At 44.1% G+C, this 18145-nt stretch carries 20 protein-coding genes and 1 tRNA gene; 19 read left to right on the forward strand and 2 right to left on the reverse strand.

Features of this window, described 5'->3' with window-relative positions; translation table 11 throughout:
• The first annotated feature begins 24 nt into the window (after positions 1–24).
• From ACZ5O6_RS03450 to ACZ5O6_RS03460, 3 genes are all read left to right on the forward strand, one after another.
• Positions 25–1719, forward strand: a complete 1695-nt coding sequence (locus ACZ5O6_RS03450) for a patatin-like phospholipase family protein (RefSeq protein WP_447091130.1) — start codon at positions 25–27, stop codon at positions 1717–1719.
• 35 nt (positions 1720–1754) lie between these two features.
• Positions 1755–2078, forward strand: a complete 324-nt coding sequence (locus tag ACZ5O6_RS03455; protein ID WP_447091129.1) for a protein tyrosine phosphatase family protein — start codon at positions 1755–1757, stop codon at positions 2076–2078.
• 233 nt (positions 2079–2311) lie between these two features.
• Entirely contained in the window at positions 2312–2479 is a 168-nt protein-coding gene (locus tag ACZ5O6_RS03460) for a DUF3149 domain-containing protein (protein WP_447091128.1), read from the forward strand.
• 35 nt (positions 2480–2514) lie between these two features.
• On the opposite strand, the gene fnr is transcribed toward ACZ5O6_RS03460, so the two are convergent.
• Positions 2515–3240 carry a fumarate/nitrate reduction transcriptional regulator Fnr gene (gene fnr, locus ACZ5O6_RS03465; protein WP_447091127.1) on the reverse strand — a complete coding sequence of 242 codons (726 nt, stop codon included), beginning with the start codon at positions 3238–3240 and terminating at the stop codon, positions 2515–2517.
• 334 nt (positions 3241–3574) lie between these two features.
• Between fnr and ACZ5O6_RS03470 the strand changes: the two genes are divergently transcribed.
• Complete coding sequence (locus tag ACZ5O6_RS03470) at positions 3575–4468, forward strand: DMT family transporter (RefSeq protein ID WP_447091126.1); 894 nt, start codon at positions 3575–3577, stop codon at positions 4466–4468.
• A gap of 23 nt (positions 4469–4491) precedes the next feature.
• Here the strand turns inward: ACZ5O6_RS03470 and ACZ5O6_RS03475 are convergent, their stop codons facing one another.
• Entirely contained in the window at positions 4492–5952 is a 1461-nt protein-coding gene (locus ACZ5O6_RS03475) for a DNA-3-methyladenine glycosylase 2 family protein (protein WP_447091125.1), read from the reverse strand.
• A gap of 312 nt (positions 5953–6264) precedes the next feature.
• Here ACZ5O6_RS03475 and ACZ5O6_RS03480 point away from each other — a divergent pair, with 312 nt between their 5' ends.
• The 15 genes from ACZ5O6_RS03480 (at position 6265) to ACZ5O6_RS03550 (ending at position 18036) form a co-directional block, all read left to right on the forward strand.
• Complete coding sequence (locus ACZ5O6_RS03480) at positions 6265–6453, forward strand: hypothetical protein (protein WP_447091124.1); 189 nt, start codon at positions 6265–6267, stop codon at positions 6451–6453.
• A 120-nt stretch (positions 6454–6573) separates the two neighbouring features.
• The gene (ruvC, locus tag ACZ5O6_RS03485; RefSeq protein ID WP_447091123.1) at positions 6574–7092 is read left to right on the forward strand and encodes a crossover junction endodeoxyribonuclease RuvC; all 519 of its coding nucleotides are present in this window, start codon (positions 6574–6576) and stop codon (positions 7090–7092) included.
• Positions 7089–7763 (forward strand): Holliday junction branch migration protein RuvA, encoded by a 675-nt coding sequence (gene ruvA / locus ACZ5O6_RS03490; RefSeq protein ID WP_447091122.1) that lies wholly within the window; start codon positions 7089–7091, stop codon positions 7761–7763. The genes ruvC and ruvA overlap by 4 nt, the downstream gene beginning before the upstream one ends.
• A gap of 53 nt (positions 7764–7816) precedes the next feature.
• Positions 7817–8857, forward strand: a complete 1041-nt coding sequence (gene ruvB, locus ACZ5O6_RS03495; RefSeq protein ID WP_447091121.1) for a Holliday junction branch migration DNA helicase RuvB — start codon at positions 7817–7819, stop codon at positions 8855–8857.
• A 55-nt stretch (positions 8858–8912) separates the two neighbouring features.
• Entirely contained in the window at positions 8913–9314 is a 402-nt protein-coding gene (gene ybgC / locus ACZ5O6_RS03500) for a tol-pal system-associated acyl-CoA thioesterase (RefSeq protein ID WP_447091120.1), read from the forward strand.
• Positions 9315–9497: 183 nt separating this feature from the next.
• Positions 9498–10187, forward strand: coding sequence for a protein TolQ (tolQ, locus tag ACZ5O6_RS03505; protein ID WP_447091119.1), 690 nt, complete (start codon positions 9498–9500; stop codon positions 10185–10187).
• 6 nt (positions 10188–10193) lie between these two features.
• Complete coding sequence (gene tolR, locus ACZ5O6_RS03510) at positions 10194–10631, forward strand: protein TolR (RefSeq protein WP_447091118.1); 438 nt, start codon at positions 10194–10196, stop codon at positions 10629–10631.
• A gap of 94 nt (positions 10632–10725) precedes the next feature.
• The gene (tolA, locus tag ACZ5O6_RS03515; RefSeq protein WP_447091117.1) at positions 10726–11592 is read left to right on the forward strand and encodes a cell envelope integrity protein TolA; all 867 of its coding nucleotides are present in this window, start codon (positions 10726–10728) and stop codon (positions 11590–11592) included.
• A 5-nt stretch (positions 11593–11597) separates the two neighbouring features.
• Entirely contained in the window at positions 11598–12911 is a 1314-nt protein-coding gene (tolB, locus tag ACZ5O6_RS03520; RefSeq protein WP_447091226.1) for a Tol-Pal system beta propeller repeat protein TolB, read from the forward strand.
• Between the two features lie 180 nt (positions 12912–13091).
• Positions 13092–13610: a peptidoglycan-associated lipoprotein Pal gene (gene pal / locus ACZ5O6_RS03525; protein ID WP_447091116.1), complete on the forward strand. Its 519-nt coding sequence runs from the start codon at positions 13092–13094 to the stop codon at positions 13608–13610.
• 111 nt (positions 13611–13721) lie between these two features.
• Positions 13722–14507 (forward strand): tetratricopeptide repeat protein, encoded by a 786-nt coding sequence (locus ACZ5O6_RS03530; RefSeq protein ID WP_447091115.1) that lies wholly within the window; start codon positions 13722–13724, stop codon positions 14505–14507.
• A gap of 158 nt (positions 14508–14665) precedes the next feature.
• Positions 14666–15322 (forward strand): 7-carboxy-7-deazaguanine synthase QueE, encoded by a 657-nt coding sequence (gene queE, locus ACZ5O6_RS03535; RefSeq protein ID WP_447091114.1) that lies wholly within the window; start codon positions 14666–14668, stop codon positions 15320–15322.
• 68 nt (positions 15323–15390) lie between these two features.
• A complete protein-coding gene (queC, locus tag ACZ5O6_RS03540; protein WP_447091113.1) occupies positions 15391–16116 on the forward strand; it encodes a 7-cyano-7-deazaguanine synthase QueC in 726 nt (241 codons plus the stop codon).
• Positions 16117–16254: 138 nt separating this feature from the next.
• A tRNA-Lys gene (locus ACZ5O6_RS03545) sits at positions 16255–16330 on the forward strand.
• 101 nt (positions 16331–16431) lie between these two features.
• Positions 16432–18036, forward strand: coding sequence for an ABC-F family ATPase (locus ACZ5O6_RS03550; protein WP_447091225.1), 1605 nt, complete (start codon positions 16432–16434; stop codon positions 18034–18036).
• The last annotated feature ends 109 nt before the right edge of the window (positions 18037–18145 follow it).

Consider the following 18145-nt stretch of genomic DNA (forward strand, 5'->3'; position numbering starts at 1 on the left):
AATAAGAAAAAGGAACAATTATTTATGACACATAAAGTTGCAATAGCTATTTCTGGTGCAGTAAGTCTGGGTTCTTATGAATCTGGTACGGTCTATGAGCTTATCCATGCCATTAAATTACATAATGATGCTAATCCTGATAACCGTATCGAAATTGATGTACTGAGTGGTGCGAGTGCCGGTGGCATGACCGCGGCAATGATTGCACAAAAGTTGCTTTATGATGGTCAAGCACTAGAGGATCCCATCAATAATAGCCTTTACGATGTATGGGTTAATCGAGTCGATATTATTGATCTTCTTAATCCTGACTTAGGTGATGATCCTGATAAGTCGCTACTGTCTTCTAACCGTATTCGGGATAATGCTAAATATGTTTTCCTCACGCGTTATAACCAATTAAACCCAGAAATTAAGCCACATAATGCCGTGGGTGAAAAAATTCAATTGGGTTTAGCATTGTCTAATTTAAACGGTGTCGATTATGAGCTACCTACTTTTTCGACCACGGCGACGGGTACAGAAGCTGGCACGGGTATGGGGCAGGGGGAGTTTATCCAAACCCGTAATCAAGACCGTTTTACGACAGAGGTAGATGATACTTGTGATCGGGCAGATTATTGGGCGCAAGTAATGACCGCAGGACGTGCCTGTGGCGCTTTTCCGTTAGCATTTCGTCCTCTCACCGTTAATCGGCAATGGGATTGTGCTGATTATAAAGGTTTAGGTGCAAAAGATTGGGCATCTTATTTTACGGGTGATTATGGATATGCCGATGGCGGTATCTTTAATAATTATCCGCTAGGTTTAGCGAGAGATCTCGCGCAGCGTGTTGATAAAGAGTCCCACGATGCGGATAAGCGATTTTATTTTTATATCTCCCCAGATGCTAAAGTCAGTACGTCGGATTATCAATTTAAAGCTGATAATGCCAATATGGTGCAATCGATGGGGCAAATTGTTAAAAGTATTTTGAGCAATAGCCGTTTTCAAGACTGGGTGCAAACTGATGACCTCAATAACGAGTTAGACAAACTCCATCGCCGCGCTAAGGGCTTATTAGAAGTGGTGGTTAACGCTAGACCTGATGAAATTGCGGCGATGCGTACAACGGCCGACAAATTTTGCAAAATGTTGTATGCAGAAAATGGCGGTGACTACGCCAAAGATTATCAACATGCGTTAACAACATTTATGCCCTATGTACCCGCAGATGTACGACTGACGGAAGAGCAGAAGACGGTATGGTTAAATTCTGTATTGGTCATGGAGGTTAATGCCAATTTATCGGGTAAAGATAAAATGTGTATTTATACCATCACTGCAGAACCTGATGAGTTAGCGAGTGCACCTATCGCGGCTTTTTTTGGATTCTTAGATGTCCGTTTTCGTATTCACGATTACTGGGTAGGTCGCCTAAAAGCACGTCAATTGATTAATCAGATTATTGCTAGCGTCAAAGCTGGTGATGCACACCAACTGCCATTAGCGATTGAACCTTTAGATGTGACAGAAATAGAAACGAAGCTCAATGAAATGGCTGCGTTACGTAATGCAACAATGGATGATGTGGCAAAAGAAACACGCCAAAAGTTGTATCAGCGTTTAGCGGCAAGAAGTCAGCTAGTCATGAAGAGTGTTGGGCTTAATTATTTTGTGCGCAAAGTGGTTCTTCATTTAGTTTTGAAGAGTAAAATTAAACAGTTTCTTAAATTGTAAGTTAATAGCGAACAAAGCATAACGAGGTTTTTTATATGATGGTATTAGATAATCAGGTGTCAGTTTCTGGGCAGCTAATAATAGATGATTTGCCAGCATTAGCCGCTGAAGGCGTAGAAATTCTGGTTTGTAATAGGCCAGATAAGGAATCGCCAGATCAAACCGATTTTCATATTATTGAGGCAGAAGCTAAAAAACAGGGTTTGCAGGTCGAAAATATTCCGTTTGCAGGAGGGCAATTGCAACCTGAGCATGTCAGCGCATTTGTAGATTTAATGGATACCGGCAAGCGCATTCACGCCTACTGCCGTACAGGTAACCGTTGTACACAATTATGGAATGTTGCTAAGCAAGTCTAAGTACTGCCAAACATAATTTGTTTTATTGGTAGGAGCGCATCAACAATTGGCGAGTGGGTGTTAGCTCCGTTCAATCGATACCCTTCTTTACTAGTGTCTCTTCGTTTGATTTCAATCAAATCTTTAGGAGAGGTTTCTCGTTATTATTACATCATAAGAAACTCAATAAGCGATGTGGCTCTATTGGGTTTCACTTTTCTGTCAACACCGTGATAAACGACGAGGAGATAGTAATGTATATTGATGGCGTAATTATGATGAGTTTGTTGGTTATCGCATTAATTATTGGGATGATGGTTTATATTTATCGTTATGCGAAAAAGCATATATCGATGGATGAAAAAAGCGATGGTCAGCGCAAAGATAACATCAAGGGTGCAGATCATCCCTCCTTTAGCTGAATGGCCGGATTGATAGAATCGCCTTATTCGCTTGATTAATTATCGTTCGTAGAAAGATCAGCAATATGCTGTAACTCTTTCAATGAAGTGATCTCAAGTTCGCGCTTATTAATACTAATAATATTAGCTTTTTGGAGTTTGGTGAATACTCGACTCACCGTTTCAATGGTTAGTCCGAGATAATTACCCAGTTCCCCGCGTGACATGGGTAAAATCCACTGAAAGGGTGATTGATGTTGACGCTGAAAGCGCCCTGATAAGCTCAGTAAAAAGGCTGCGATACGTGCGTCGGCCTTTTTTTTATTCATAATCATCATGGCATGTTGATCGGTGACAATTTCCTTGCTCATAATAGTAAACATGTGACGCTGCAAATCGTGCACGGTAGTCGCTAGCTGCTCTATTTCGGTAAACGGAATTTTACACAGACTGCTAGTATCAAGAGCGACGGCTGAGCTGTGATAACGCTGGTCACTTATGCCTTCAATACCCACAATATCACCTGATAAATAAAACCCGGTTATTTTTTCTTCGCCCGACTCTGTTCCCATAACTGTTTTTACACAACCTGAGCGTACAACATATAGATGTTCAAAAGCGTCACCTGCGTGGTACAAATAAGATTTTTTTTGGAGTAGTGGTCGATGTTGGATAAGATCGTCGACTTGTACCATTTGTGCAGGCGTTAACCCTAGAGGCAGGCACACCGTCGATAATCGGCAATCACTACAGGAAATATTCGTATTGTGTGAGCATGTCATAAGGTGCGTAGTGATCTCTCTGTCTATTCTTCTATAATGAGACCTTTGCACGAAAGCCATTTCACTCTCATGCGGCGTTTACCCCACAAGGGGGTACCGAGGAAAAATGTACTCAGTCGGTCATTTATCATACATAAACTCCCTCTCTCCGTGCATTTTTGCCTCGCTTAAAAGCGCCTACTTTTGGTGCCTGAGAGCAAAATCATCTTCCGTGCAAAGATCTCATAATAAACTATTTTTTCGACTTGTGGTCACACTCCAAACATATTATGAGTTTCTGGCCTCCCTATGAATAAAAAGGTAATTTTTTACACCGCTATTGATACCCCCAGTTATGCCCATACATCGTAAAGCCTTCATCATTTTTTTAGCCTTGCTCGCTTTTGCGGGTAATTCTGTACTTTGCCGTCTTGCACTGGCAGATGGCGTGAGTGATCCAGTGAGCTTTACCATTTTACGTTTATTATCTGGCGCGATAACGTTGTGTTTTTTGTTTATACTGTCTCGTGGTCTACGAAATATCAAACAAGCCTTTAATTGCCGTATGGGGGGAAGTTGGTGGGCGGCGGTTTGTTTGCTGATCTATGCTTTGCTATTTTCTATCGCTTACACAGTACTCGATACCGGTATGGGCGCACTCATTTTATTTGGTGCTGTGCAGATAACGATGATTGGCTGCGATCTCATTAAAGGCCGAAAGCTCGCATTGATCGAGTGGATGGGTATATTAATGGCCGTGTTGGGTATTGTGTATTTATTATGGCCGGCTGCGAATATAAACTCAGCTCATGAGATTCATGTCCTGCCCTTTTGGCTGGGGGGCGCAATGATGTTAGTGTCGGGTATTGCATGGGGCTTGTATAGTGTAGCCGGCGCTTCGTCCGATCAAGCTATTGCGAATACCGCCGCTAATTTTCTGCGCACCTTGCCTTTACTCCTTCTTGTGCTGCCCTTATTTTTTCTTTATGCACCGGTAGTATCAAGCCAAGGTGTTATTTATGCCGTAGTATCTGGCGCGATTACCTCAGGGCTAGGCTATGCGATTTGGTATGCCGTATTACCTTTTCTAGCCTCGACTCAAGCGGCAATCGTCCAGTTGTTAGTGCCTATTGTTGCCGCAATCGGTGGCGTGTTATTTGTGCAAGAAAGCTTAACGATAGCGTTAGCTTTTTCATCGTTTTTGGTGCTTGGTGGTGTGCTACTGGTGATGGCACGACGCGTGCTTTAATAAATATTTTTTCAATAGTAAGCCTAATACAGGCTATTCCATAGGTGCATGGTTAGGTAGCTACGCCATGGTGCAGCTTTATCAGTATTTATCGGCGGATCAGTGAGCGCTAGTGCCTTTTTAATACCGAGGTCGCCGCCTAAAAAAATATCAGGATTACTTTGGCCGCGAAGCTTCGCATAATTGATGGTCCATGGGCCAATGCCTTTTAGTGTTTGCCAATTATCCGGTTGGTTATTGTCGGGGTGATCAATAGCGTATGTGGATAAGTTGCGTAGCGTTTGCTTTCTTGAACCCGGCATTTTAAAAAAGTCTAAATCGCTATTAACGATGGCTGTAGGCTTTGGGAATAGTCGTTTGGCTGAGGTGTTATTGATATCGTCTATTGTTTCTCCTAGCACATCAACTAATTGCCCGACTAGCTTGTGCGCAGCGGCCACTGAGACTTGTTGGCCTAATATAGCGCGAATACCCGCTTCGTAAATACTCCATACACCAGGTAAGCGTAGACCGGGCTCAAGTAGAACGGATGGCATTTTGGTCTTTGGTTTTTGTGCTTTTTGAGTTGATGCTGAGGCGATGGTGCCGGCATGGCTATTGATTAAATCGCGTTCAATGCCCTGCGTATCTGCATCAATATCTAATACGCGACGAATATTACTCACGATAGCGCGTAAGTGACTGACATCGCTCAGTGTAATCTCGACACTAAATTGATGTTTTTCGGGTTTATGATGAGCGGTAAAGTATCCGTAAGTGTTTAGCCATGTAAACGTGCGTCCGTAACTTGACGAGTCACACCATTCTAAACTGGGAATTGCCCGCAGAGATAAAAAGCGCTGCATATGCTCCCAGTGATAAGGTGGTCTATAAGTGAGTATTAGCGTTATCGTATGACATGCATGCGATGGGCTAGCGCGTTGTTTTTTACGGCGAATAGCGGAGGGGGTGAGTTGCATCTGTTTCTTAAAGCAATCGTTAAAGCGGCGTACGCTATTAAAGCCACTCGCGAGCGCGATGTCGGTAATTGGGAGTTGTGTTTGATGCAGTAATTGTTTGGCGAATAAACATTGCTGATATAGGGCGTAGGCTTTGGGTGATATACCCAAGTGAGCCTCGAATAACTTCCTGACGTAGCGCTCACTAACACCTAGGCGTTGGGCGAGAGTCTCCACGCTATCGTGTTGCAATGCGCCGCCATTAATTAGCGTGATTGCTCGTTCTAAGGTGGTATTTATTCCTTTCCAAGCGGGTGACCCCGGTGCACTATCGGGTCGGCAGCGTAAGCAGGGTCGGTAACCTGCATTGGCAGCTTCTACCGCCGACCGAAAGTAAGTGACATTCTCTTCTTTGGGCGATGTTGCAGGACAAATAGGACGGCAAAAAATCTTGGTGGTTTTGACTGCGGTAAAAAAGTGTCCATCGAATCTTGCATCGCGTGATAAGCGGGCTTTACGGCAAATCTCCGAATCTAATAGCGGCATGGGTTTACTCTATAGTGCATCGTGTGTTGAGGGCTAATTTTTGTATGCCATCTTATATGGAATCCATTCTATACAAGAATAAATAGTGTTAGCGAGATGCGCTAGCCACAATCGGTACTTAATGAACGTTTAGTGTGGCAAGACGCATATTTTTACCACAAATACTTGTATTCATTGGGGAGTACAGGGTTACAATATAGATATAACTTCTCCTTAAATAGGCGGTGAGTGTCTTCGCGTTTTTTACGTTGCATTGTTAATAGGTGCTTTACGGCAAACATTGTCTCCACGATAGATGAAAAGGTTTACCATATGTCAGTTAAACAAACCGCACTTTCTGTAATTAACGCTCTAGATGATCATGCTGATTGGTCTGATGTAAAGTCGGCACTGAAAGAAGCATCTAAAAAAGATGGCGATGATGTTAACGCGGATATTACGGCTGCTGTTGTTGTGTGTTTGGCGGTTGTTGGTTTTCTAGCCTATTGGTTGGCAAGTTAATCAGAGCTTCCTATATAAATTGTTGGGCATTATCAGTTTGGATAGCGTTCTCGACTTGACCTTTCTTTGAGATCACAGGATACTTGCACTACTGGATAAAAAAACAGTAAGGTGAGTGTTTTGTCTCTAATTCTCGGTATTGATCCCGGTTCTTGTAAAACAGGCTTTGGCATTATTAATAGTGTTGGCAATCATTGTGAATATGTTGCTAGTGGTGTTATACGTCTTAAAAAAGATACATTACCTGAGCGTTTAAAGGTCATTTACCATAGTGTCTGCGAAGTCATTGAAGAATACTGTCCGCAGCAGGTCGCTATTGAACAAGTGTTTATGGCTAAAAATGCTGCTTCAGCTCTTAAGTTGGGGCAGGCAAGGGGAGCTGCTATTGTAGCGGCAGTAAGTCATGATTTAGAAGTGGCCGAGTACGAAGCAAAAAAGGTGAAGCAATCGGTGGTGGGTAATGGTGCTGCTGATAAAACGCAAGTACAACATATGGTAAAACAATTATTACAATTATCCGGTATGCCGCAAGAAGATGCGGCCGATGCACTAGCGGTTGCACTTTGCCATGCGAATACCTATCAGCATATGGTTGCTGTTGCACAGGCGACACATTTTAGACGAGGGCGTATGGTGTGATTGGACGACTAACGGGAAAACTACTCGAAAAGCAGGCTCCTTATTTATTAATTGATGTGGCGGGTGTCGGCTACGAAGTACAAGCGCCTATGACCAGCTTCTATCCGTTACCGGCTCTTGGCGAGCCAGTGTTATTACATACACACCTTTCCGTGAGCGAAAATGCTCATCAATTATTCGCCTTTTATACGCTGGAAGAGCGTCTATTATTTCGTACGTTAATTAAAGTCAGTGGGGTTGGGCCTAAAATGGCTTTGGCTATTTTGTCGGGTATGCCGGTGAATGAGTTTGTGCAGTGTGTTCAAATCGATGATGTCGCAGCACTTGTGCGTGTCCCGGGTGTGGGTAAAAAAACGGCGGAGCGATTGATTATCGAGGTTAAAGACCGGCTGGGTGATTTATCAGAAGGTATGAGTCGTGCACCCATTGTTCAGCCTGCTCAAACATTTAATGAGAACGAAGGGGTTACCGGTGATTTATTAGCGGATTCAGCTTCTGCAGCCCCCAGTGTATTACCTAGCGTTGTCATTGCTGATGCTGAAAGTGCATTAATTGCTTTAGGTTACAAGCCAGCGCAAGCCGCTAAGATGATTAGCGCCGCGCAAAAAGTCGAGCCGGTAACCACCAGCGAAGCATTGATCCGTTTGTCGTTAAAAAGTGTGCATCAGTAATAGCCTTTACTCATAATGAATAAAGTGGATGAAGAACAAAGCGAGCGTTAGCCATGATAGAAAAAGACGACTTACGCGCTGAGCGTATTATTACCCCTGTGGCTAAGCCCTTAGAAGAGAATCAAGACAGGGCGATTCGCCCTAAAACACTCAATGACTATATCGGTCAGCCACGCGTGCGTGAGCAGATGGAGATTTTTATTCAAGCTGCGCAAAAACGTGAAGAACCGCTTGATCATACACTGGTATTTGGCCCGCCCGGCTTAGGCAAAACCACGTTAGCCAACATCATCGCCAATGAAATGGGGGTGCAGGTCACCACTACATCGGGGCCTGTGATTGAAAAGGCCGGTGATCTAGCTGCGTTGATGACTAATTTGCAAGCGGGTGATGTGTTGTTTATTGATGAAATCCATCGCCTTAACCCTGCAATTGAAGAAGTGCTTTACCCTGCGATGGAAGATTACCAGCTAGATATTATGATTGGTGAGGGGCCTGCAGCACGTTCGATCAAGCTAGATTTGCCGCCTTTTACATTGGTCGGTGCAACAACGAGAGCGGGTTTGCTGACATCACCGCTTCGAGATCGTTTTGGTATAGTTCAGCGGCTCGAATTTTATAACGTTGCGGATTTAACGTACATCGTTGGCCGCTCTGCGCGTTTGCTGGGCGTTGAAATGGATGAGGCGGGCGCTACCGAAATTGCCAAGCGCTCTCGTGGCACTCCTCGTATTGCTAATCGATTATTACGACGCGTAAGAGATTATGCGGATGTTAAAGGCGATGGCAAAGTGACGGCATCTATTGCCGATGCAGCCCTCAATATGCTCAGTGTTGATCAGCATGGATTTGATACAATGGATCGTCGTTTACTGTTGGCAATGATCGAAAAATTCAGTGGCGGCCCAGTGGGGGTTGAAAGCCTTGCAGCAGCGATTAGCGAAGAGCGCGACACAATCGAAGATGTATTGGAACCTTACCTCATTCAACAAGGATACATGGCAAGAACGCCGCGTGGACGCATTGTAACGCAGCTCGCTTACGACCATTTCTCCATTATTGCACCCTCTGATAATACGGCCTCTATCCAGTAAACATCATTAACCTCATCATAAACGAAAGTATATGTAACGCCTCTTTAGTGACAATATGAATAAAGAATTTCAGCACCCTATCCGCATCTATATAGAAGACACCGATGCGGGAGGGATTGTGTATTACGTAAACTACCTTAAATTTATTGAGCGCAGTCGTACCGAGCTACTCCGTTCTTTGGGTTATGGAAAAACAGCGATTCTAGACGATGGCCTACTACTGGTCGTACATAGTCTTGAGTCTCAATACTTAGCGCCTGCAAAGCTCGATGATGAGGTGATTGCGACAACGATGGTAAAAAAACTAGCTCGCAGCTATGTGGTGTTTGAGCAACAAGTACGCCGAGGTGAACAGGTGTTGTGTCATGCGGTCGCTAAAATCGCTTGCGTGAATAAAGATATGAAACCCAAAGCATTGCCTAGCCACTTATATCAGTCGATTAAAGCTATTGCCTAGTTAGCTTATTCTACTTTTGTATTTAGGAAACACTTCTCAACGTACCAAAAACAACCTTATCTTCGCGGTTTTCTACGAATTTTCACACACAAATAAAACATCTCGTGGTAGAGTTAGGCTTAAAAATAGATTTCAAATAACGCTTTGCTCGGCGCATAGATTTGATTAATAAGGCCAATGACCATGACAACTCCAGATAATACCCTATCCATATATAGCTTGATTGCGGATGCGAGCCTATTGGTGCAGCTAGTGATGTTAACGCTGTTTCTCGCGTCGATTATTTCTTGGGTAATGATCATTCAGCGAGCGTCTTATCAGCGAAGAGTTAAGGGCGCATTAGATGACTTTGAAGATCAGTTTTGGTCGGGTGTTGATCTTACACAACTCTATCGCCGAGGTAATGAACGAGCCACTCAAGGTAAGATTGAGGGGGTCGAGATGATTTTTCGAGCCGGTTACAAAGAGTTCTCCCGTCTCAGGCAGCAAGATAATGTTGACGATGATACGGTAATGGATGGTGTGCAGCGTGCGATGCGTGTTGCCTTAGCGCGGGAACAAGAGCAGCTAGATGCCAATTTACCATTCTTGGCCAGTGTGGCATCGGTGAGCCCTTATATTGGCTTGTTTGGCACTGTGTGGGGGATTATGAATTCGTTTAGGGGCTTGGCGAATGCGACACAAGCCACTTTGGCAACCGTCGCGCCCGGTATCTCAGAGGCGCTTATTGCAACAGCAATGGGGTTATTCGCTGCTATTCCTGCAGTATTGGCCTATAACAAATTTTCCGCAAGAGCAGAAACACTCACCAATAGCTACGATACTTTTGCGGAAGAGTTTACCGCTATCTTGCAACGTCAACTACACCGGTAAGCGTTTATGGCTAACTACAAACCTCGTAGCGCTCGTCAGGCCAAGAAAAAACCAATGGCTGAAATTAACGTTGTGCCATACATCGACGTGATGCTGGTATTGTTAATTATTTTTATGGTTACCGCTCCTTTGTTGCTGCAAGGTGTGCAGGTAGACTTGCCTCAAGCTAACTCGGCACCAACACCTAACCAAGAAGAGCCTTTGGTTATTTCTGTAGATGCGGATAATAACTATTATATTAATATTGGTGAAGACGATAAAACCGTTAAACCCTTAGAACAAATTGCCGACCAAGTCGGTAAAGTGTTACGTGTTAAACCGCAAACGCCTGTGTTGGTGTGGGGCGATAAAAACGTGCCTTATGGAACCGTTGTGTCGTTAATGAGTCGTTTACAAAATGCGGGTGCACAATCAGTTGGCCTTGTTACCGAGCCGCCTCAATAATTATGTGTTGTTATCATTATATGAGTGCCAGCGATGCCCCGTGTCTTTCGATAAAAATAGTGGTGGAAACTAACTTACGCGTGGGTAGCGACAGATGAAGTCTTATAGTCTACCTATTTTACTCAGTATTATTGGGCATGGCCTGCTTGTTTTTTTAGTGGTGTGGGGTTGGAGTGTTGCTGCTGAAAAGCCAACCATTAAAAAGCCGGCATATATCAAAGCCACATTGATTCAGGTCGAGCAAAAAGCGAGGCCTGTAGAACAAAAAAAACAACCGCCTAAGCCAGATGAGGCACTGAAAAAACAACAGGAAGCGGCCGCTAAAAAACGCCGCGAACAAGAAAAAAAGCAGCAAGAGGCTAAGCGACTAGCGGAAAAAAAGAAAGCCGAGCAAAAAAAGGCAGAACAAAAAAAAGCCGCTGAGGACAAAGCACGTAAAAATCAGTTAGCCAAAAAGCGTGAAGAAGAAAAGAAAAAACAAGAAGCCGAACGCAAAAAGCGCGAGCAAGCCGAAAAAGAAAAACAGCAAAAAGAAGATGAGGCGCGCAGAAAAGCAGCCTTAGAAAAAGAGATTGCACAAGAGCGTCAACGTGAATTGCAAAAACGTATCGCTGCCGAAAAAGCACAAATAGAAGCAGAGCAACAAGCGGCTAATGATGCTGAATTAGCTGCATCTTATACGGGCATCATTAATGAAAAGGTCAGTGCTAACTGGAGTCGTCCACCGTCTGCCCGCAATGGTATGTCAGTATTATTACGTATCCAATTAGTACCCACAGGCAAAGTGATTGCTGTTGAAGTAACTGAAAGTAGTGGTGATGCCGCCTTTGATCGCGCTGCGGTGCAAGCGGTGAACAAGGCGGAGAGTTTTCCTGAATTAAGAGAATTGCCAACACGCGTTTTTGAGCAAAACTTTCGTGTATTTAATTTAGTTTTTCAACCAGAGGATTTAAGACAGTGAAATTACTGACTCATCAATGTGCCACGGCGTTTTTATGGCGTGTTGCAATACTTAGCTTAATCAGCAGTGTGCTATTTTCGTCGCTGAGTTATGCCGAGTTGACTATTCGTATATCCAAAGGTGTTGATAATCCAACGGTGATCAGCGTAGTCCCTTTCAGTTACAGTGGTGGTGGCGTATTGCCTGAAGATGTGGCGAATGTTGTGGCAAATGACTTGCGCCGTAGCGGTCAGTTTTCAACGATCGATCCTAGTAATATGTTGTCGCTACCATCGCTTCCTGAAAATGTCGTGTACCGAGATTGGCGTTTGTTAGGGAGTGAGTATCTTGTGATCGGTGAAATCTCACCGAGTGGTGCAGGTTACCAGCTAGTATTTTCTTTGTTTGATGTAGTGAGCCAAAAAAATATTATTTTCAATGAGCCCATCGTTGTAGCAGCAGATGGCTTACGCGATATGGCGCATTATGTCAGTGATGTTGTTTACGAGGCCATTACGGGTATTCGTGGGGCATTCTCAACAGATATTATTTATGTTGAACAACGCTCGGCTTCTCAATATCAGTTAATCCGTGCAGACATGGACGGTGCGCGTCCTCAGGTGCTATTGAAATCATCAGAGCCAATCCTATCGCCATCATGGTCTCCCGATGCCAAATCAGTAGCGTATGTTTCATTTGAAACGGGTCGACCAGCGATTTTTAAACAAGATTTACAAACTGGGCAGCGTGAACAGCTCACCAATTTTAAAGGCTTAAATGGAGCGCCGGCTTGGTCGCCCGACGGTAAGAAGTTAGCTTTGGTGCTATCTAAAGATGGTAACCCAGAAATTTATACCTTAGATTTAGCAACAAAACAGTTTACCCGCATTACTAAGCATTTTTCGATTGATACCGAGCCCACGTGGACGGCGGACGGTAAAAGTATTATTTTTACCTCTAATCGCGGCGGTAAACCACAAATTTATTTAGCGTCTGCCACTGAAGGCTATCCGCAACGCCTATCTTTTGAGGGCGATTACAATGCGCGTGCGCAGCTAACGCCCGATGGTGAAAGTATTGTGATGGTACACCGACGTAATGGCACTTTTCATATTGCAACGCAAAATTTAGACACCGGAGTAGTAAAAATACTAACCACAGAAACGAGTTTGGACGAATCGCCGAGTGTGGCTCCTAATGGCGCATCATTGATATACGCGACCAAGCTGAACGGTAAAGGTATATTAGCGAGTGTATCGCTGGATGCTGGCAGCCGCTTTACTTTACCGTCTACATCCGGTGATGTAAGAGAGCCCGCATGGTCTCCCTTTTTAAAGTAATCACATTATTCTAATAATTGTCATGTTTGCGCTTGCTGTTATTCCAAAAAGAGTCGTTATGACATTTATTTGTCATCTATACCTACTATAGTGTTGGGTTAATAGTGTGCTATCATCCACGCTTCTGGGGCGTCTACGCACATATTTAAATGTTTACGGTCGTTAATTTTGGAGAAAACCATGTTAAGTAATATCACTTTAGTTAAAACAATAAAAACAGCGTCTATTATATTTGCTGCAGCATTATTTCTAACGGCTTGTTCAACGTCATCTACCCAAGAGGGTGATTCGGGTTCAAGTAACACAGCATCTAATAATACTCCGGCTCCTGTTGTGACTTCAGGCTCTGGTAGCGGCGATGTTAATCAGGGTGTTGTGGCACCAACCGAAAACGTTTTCTACTTCGATTTCGACTCATCAGCATTACGTGCTGACTCTCGTTCATTGCTTAATGCTCACGCAGCTTCTCTAAAAGCTAAGCCACGTGCTGTTCGTTTAGAAGGTCACGCGGATGAGCGTGGTACACGTGAATATAACATTGCTTTAGGCGAGCGCCGTGCTCAAGCCGTTCGTGCTTATTTGTTATCTCAGGGCGTGACTTCTCCTATTGAAGTGATCAGCTACGGTGAAGAAAGACCAGCAGTTAATGCATCAAACAACTACGCTTGGCAGCAAAACCGTCGCGTAGAGCTTAAGTAAGCGTAAGCGATACTTTTTATGAGTGGGAATCACTACGCTTTGTAGTGATTCCATCCTTTCTTGCACAACCCTCTCTTTGTTATCTATCGCCTCATTGCTTAGGTGGCCTCTATGTTAGTTTTTACGCGTTTATTATTTGCTTTTACGTTATGCTTGTTAATGCCTTTTCAGGTGTTAGCGCAAGCCGAAGTTAGGCAGGCATCAAGCACATCGATAGAGTCTACGGTAGGGGCTACTACAGCAAGATCTACAACAGAGCTGAGTGCGATTTACGAAATACAGACCTTACAGCAAGAAATTCAGCTACTGCGCGGCATGCTAGAAGAGCAGGCTTATGAGATTAAGCGCCTCAAGCAGCAGCGCTTAGATGATTATCTTGACCTCGATAAGCGTGTGAGCGAAATCACCCAGCAACAAGCGGCTGCGAGCGCAGTCACGACGAAGCCTGCAACGATTACCGAAGGCGCTGTTAGCCCTGAGTCAGTGTTGGTGTCTGGAGCAGATGCTGTTATTGGTAATAATAGCGAGGTGGCTAACACACTGTATAATGAAGGTATTAGCTTGCTGCTTAATGAACAAGACTATGACGGCGCTCAAACAAAGTTCACTGAATATTTGGATCGATTTGCAGGCGGTCAATACACACCGAATGTCTACTATTGGAAAGGTCAAATTTTATTCGCAAATGGTGAAAAACAAGCCGCTGCGGATAACTTTGAACGGTTAATTAGTGAATATTCTGCACATGCCAAAGTTCCTGATGCACAATTTAAGCTGGCTCGTATCTACTTTGATCAAGGTAAAAAAGCAGAAGCGAGAGAAATTCTTGATAACGTTGCTGCCAGTGATAGTGATGCAGCATTGTTGGCTAAATCCTTTATTGCAGCAAATTATTAATACGATTCAGTGGCTAATGTGTCTTAGCTTTACTTTGGAGCGGCATGACATAGATTGTTAGGGTATTTTTCTTTATACTCGCCGCCTAATTTTTGTCCAGCTTATTTTCTGAAGCGTTCATCGTATCCAATACTCTTACATTCAATAAAAGTTTCTCAATGTCCAAAACGACATCATCACTTAAAATTACTGAAATCTTCTTTTCGATCCAAGGTGAAGCGCAAACAGTAGGTAAACCCACGGTCTTTGTTCGGCTAACAGGTTGCCCATTACGTTGCACTTATTGCGATTCGGAATACGCCTTTTATGGTGGCGAGCGCTTATCGTTAGAGAGTATTGTTGAGGAGGTGCTTGGTTATGGGGCATCGTATGTCTGTGTTACAGGTGGCGAACCCTTGGCTCAGCCAGAGGCGCGTGCCTTGTTAACAGCGCTATGTGACCAGCAATTGAACGTATCTATAGAAACCAGCGGTGCATTGTCGATAGATTCACTTGATTCTCGTGTGAGTGTGGTTATGGATCTCAAAACGCCTTCTTCGGGCGAGGCGGGGCGGAATGACTACGACAACATTTCCTTATTGCAGAAAAAAGACCAAATAAAGTTTGTCATCGGTGATCGCCAAGATTATGAATGGGCCTTATTTAAAGTGGATGAATATTCGCTTCAAGATCAGGTGGGAGAAATATTGTTTTCTCCCATTTACGAGCAGCTAGAGCCCAGTCAATTAGTCGAATGGATTTTAGCGGATCGTGCTCCCGTTCGGTTCCAGATGCAGTTGCATAAGGCTCTGTGGGGCGACAAGCCGGGCCGTTAGTGTTTCCAAACTATTGATGTAAGCGCGTTAATCATCTATTAACCTTATTTAGAGCAACAGGTATTTGTATGGCATCTTCTGCACCTAACTCCTCTTCCTCTCCTCAAGCGACACGCTCGGCTAAACCACGGGCCGTTATTTTGGTCTCCGGCGGCCTAGATTCCACTACAGTACTTGCTATAGCTCAAAGTCGAGGTTATGACTGCTATACCTTAAGCTTTGATTACGGGCAGCGTCATCGAGCGGAGTTGGTGGCTGCGGAGCGCTTATCTTCTTCTATGGGCGCTATTGAGCATAAAACCGTCGTATTAGACCTGAGAACGATTGGCGGCTCAGCATTAACAGATGATGCCATTGACGTGCCAGAGGAGGAAAGCGAGGGTATTCCAGTGACTTATGTGCCGGCGCGTAACACGGTATTCCTTTCGATCGCGTTAGGTTGGGCGGAAGTACTGGGTGCTAGCGATATTTTTATTGGTGTTAATGCTGTCGACTATTCTGGTTACCCCGATTGCCGCCGAGAATATATTGCCGCTTACGAGCAAATGGCGAACTTAGCGACCAAAGCATGCGTGGAGGGACAGCCGCTGAGAATTCAAACTCCGCTCATTGACTTGACCAAAGCCGAAATTATTCGCCAAGGCGTCGCCTTGGGTATTAACTACGCCAATACCATATCGTGCTATCAGGCGGATGCGAAAGGTCATGCCTGTGGTAAATGTGATAGTTGTCGATTGAGACAGCAAGGGTTTAGCGATGCTGGCGTTGACGACCCCACCTTATATACGGCTTAACATGAGGTCGAGCTAGGTTAAAATTATCTCAAAAAATTTAAACGCGAAATAATATAAAAAAGGCTTGAGTTTTCCCGTGTAATCATTAATATGTGCGCCTCGTTGAGCAGCAAGCTCAACATTACCAACACAAAATTCGGGTCGTTAGCTCAGTTGGTAGAGCAGTTGGCTTTTAACCAATTGGTCGCGCGTTCGAGTCGCGCACGACCCACCATTATAAAAAAGCTACCCATTTTGGGTAGCTTTTTTTTTGGCAATTATTTATCTATTTTTCCCCTAACGCATCGTCGTTTTTTAACGACTGTAGGTACTTCCTTGATCTCTACTGCAAATATCACCATGCAATTTGGCGCGAAGCCGCTTTTTGAAAATATTTCCGTTAAATTTGGCAATGGCAATCGGTATGGGCTTATCGGTGCCAATGGTTGTGGTAAATCCACGTTTATGAAAATTCTTGATGGTACGCTAACGCCGACTGCCGGTAATGTATCGATTACGCCTAATGAACGTATCGGTAAGCTCAGCCAAGATCAGTTTGCGTTTGAAAGCTACTCAGTTGTCGACACGGTAATTATGGGGCATAGCGAGTTATGGAAAATCAAACAAGAGCGTGATCGTATTTATGGCCTTCCTGAGATGTCGGAAGAAGAAGGTATGCAAGTTGCCGAGTTAGAAACCCAATTTGCCGAAATGGATGGCTATACAGCAGAAAGTCGCGCAGAAGAGATCCTATTGGGAGCGGGTATTGAGCAAGCGCTACATTATGGTCCTATGAGCGATGTGGCTCCGGGGTGGAAATTACGCGTATTGTTAGCGCAGGCGCTCTTTTCAGATCCAGATATTCTGTTGCTTGACGAGCCAACCAATAACCTCGACATTAATACGATCAGTTGGCTAGAAGCCGTGCTTAATGAGCGTAATAGTACGATGGTGATTATTTCTCACGATCGTCACTTTCTTAATTCCGTCTGTACGCATATGGCGGATATTGATTATGGTGAGTTGCGCGTGTATCCGGGTAACTACGATGACTTTATGCGGGCTTCGACCCAGGCACAAGAGCGTTTGCATGCAGAGAATAGCAAAAAGAGTGCGCAAATTGCGGATCTTCAACAATTTGTCAGTCGCTTTTCAGCAAACGCGTCTAAGGCAAAGCAGGCAACGTCGCGCGCGAAGCAATTAGAAAAAATTAAGCTAGAAGAAATCAAGCCATCCAGCCGCATCAATCCTTATATTCGCTTTAATCAAGATAAAAAACTTCATCGCCAAGCGTTAATTTTAGAAAATATTGGTCATGGTTTCGAAGGTGATATGTTATTCCAAAAGGGTAATATTATTATTGATGCTGGCGAACGAGTGGCGGTACTAGGTGAAAACGGCGCGGGTAAAACGACTTTGTTGCGATGCCTGATGGATGAGTTATCGCCTCTAGAGGGCAATATTAAATGGTCAGAAAATGTGGCTTTAGGTTATTGCCCTCAAGACAGTACCGATGATTTTTCTGGCGATATTAATTTGTTTGACTGGATGAGCCAATGGCGTAAACCAAGTCACGATGATCAAATTGTGAGAGCCACACTAGGTCGATTGCTATTTTCGGCGGATGATTTTAAAAAACGTGTCACTGTCTGTTCGGGAGGTGAGAAAAACCGCCTGCTTTTCGGTAAGTTAATGATGATGAACCCTAACGTGCTATTGATGGATGAGCCCACCAACCATTTGGATATGGAATCGATCGAAGCACTGAACCTCGCGCTTGAAAATTATGATGGCACCTTGCTGTTTGTCAGTCATGACCGCGAATTTGTTTCTTCTCTTGCAACACATATCATCGAAGTGAAAGGCAATACACTACATAGCTTCAAGGGTACCTATAGTGAGTACCTGTCTAGCCAAGGCCTTGAATCAATACCTGCGTAGGAGTAGCGTGTAGCACCGATCATGTAAAAGGTCTCCAGTACTTAAAAGCGAAATTTTGCAAGTTAGGAGTAATGTATGACATTTGTACTGTAGACCTACTATTCGCTTT

Source organism: Eionea flava, from assembly GCF_055393785.1.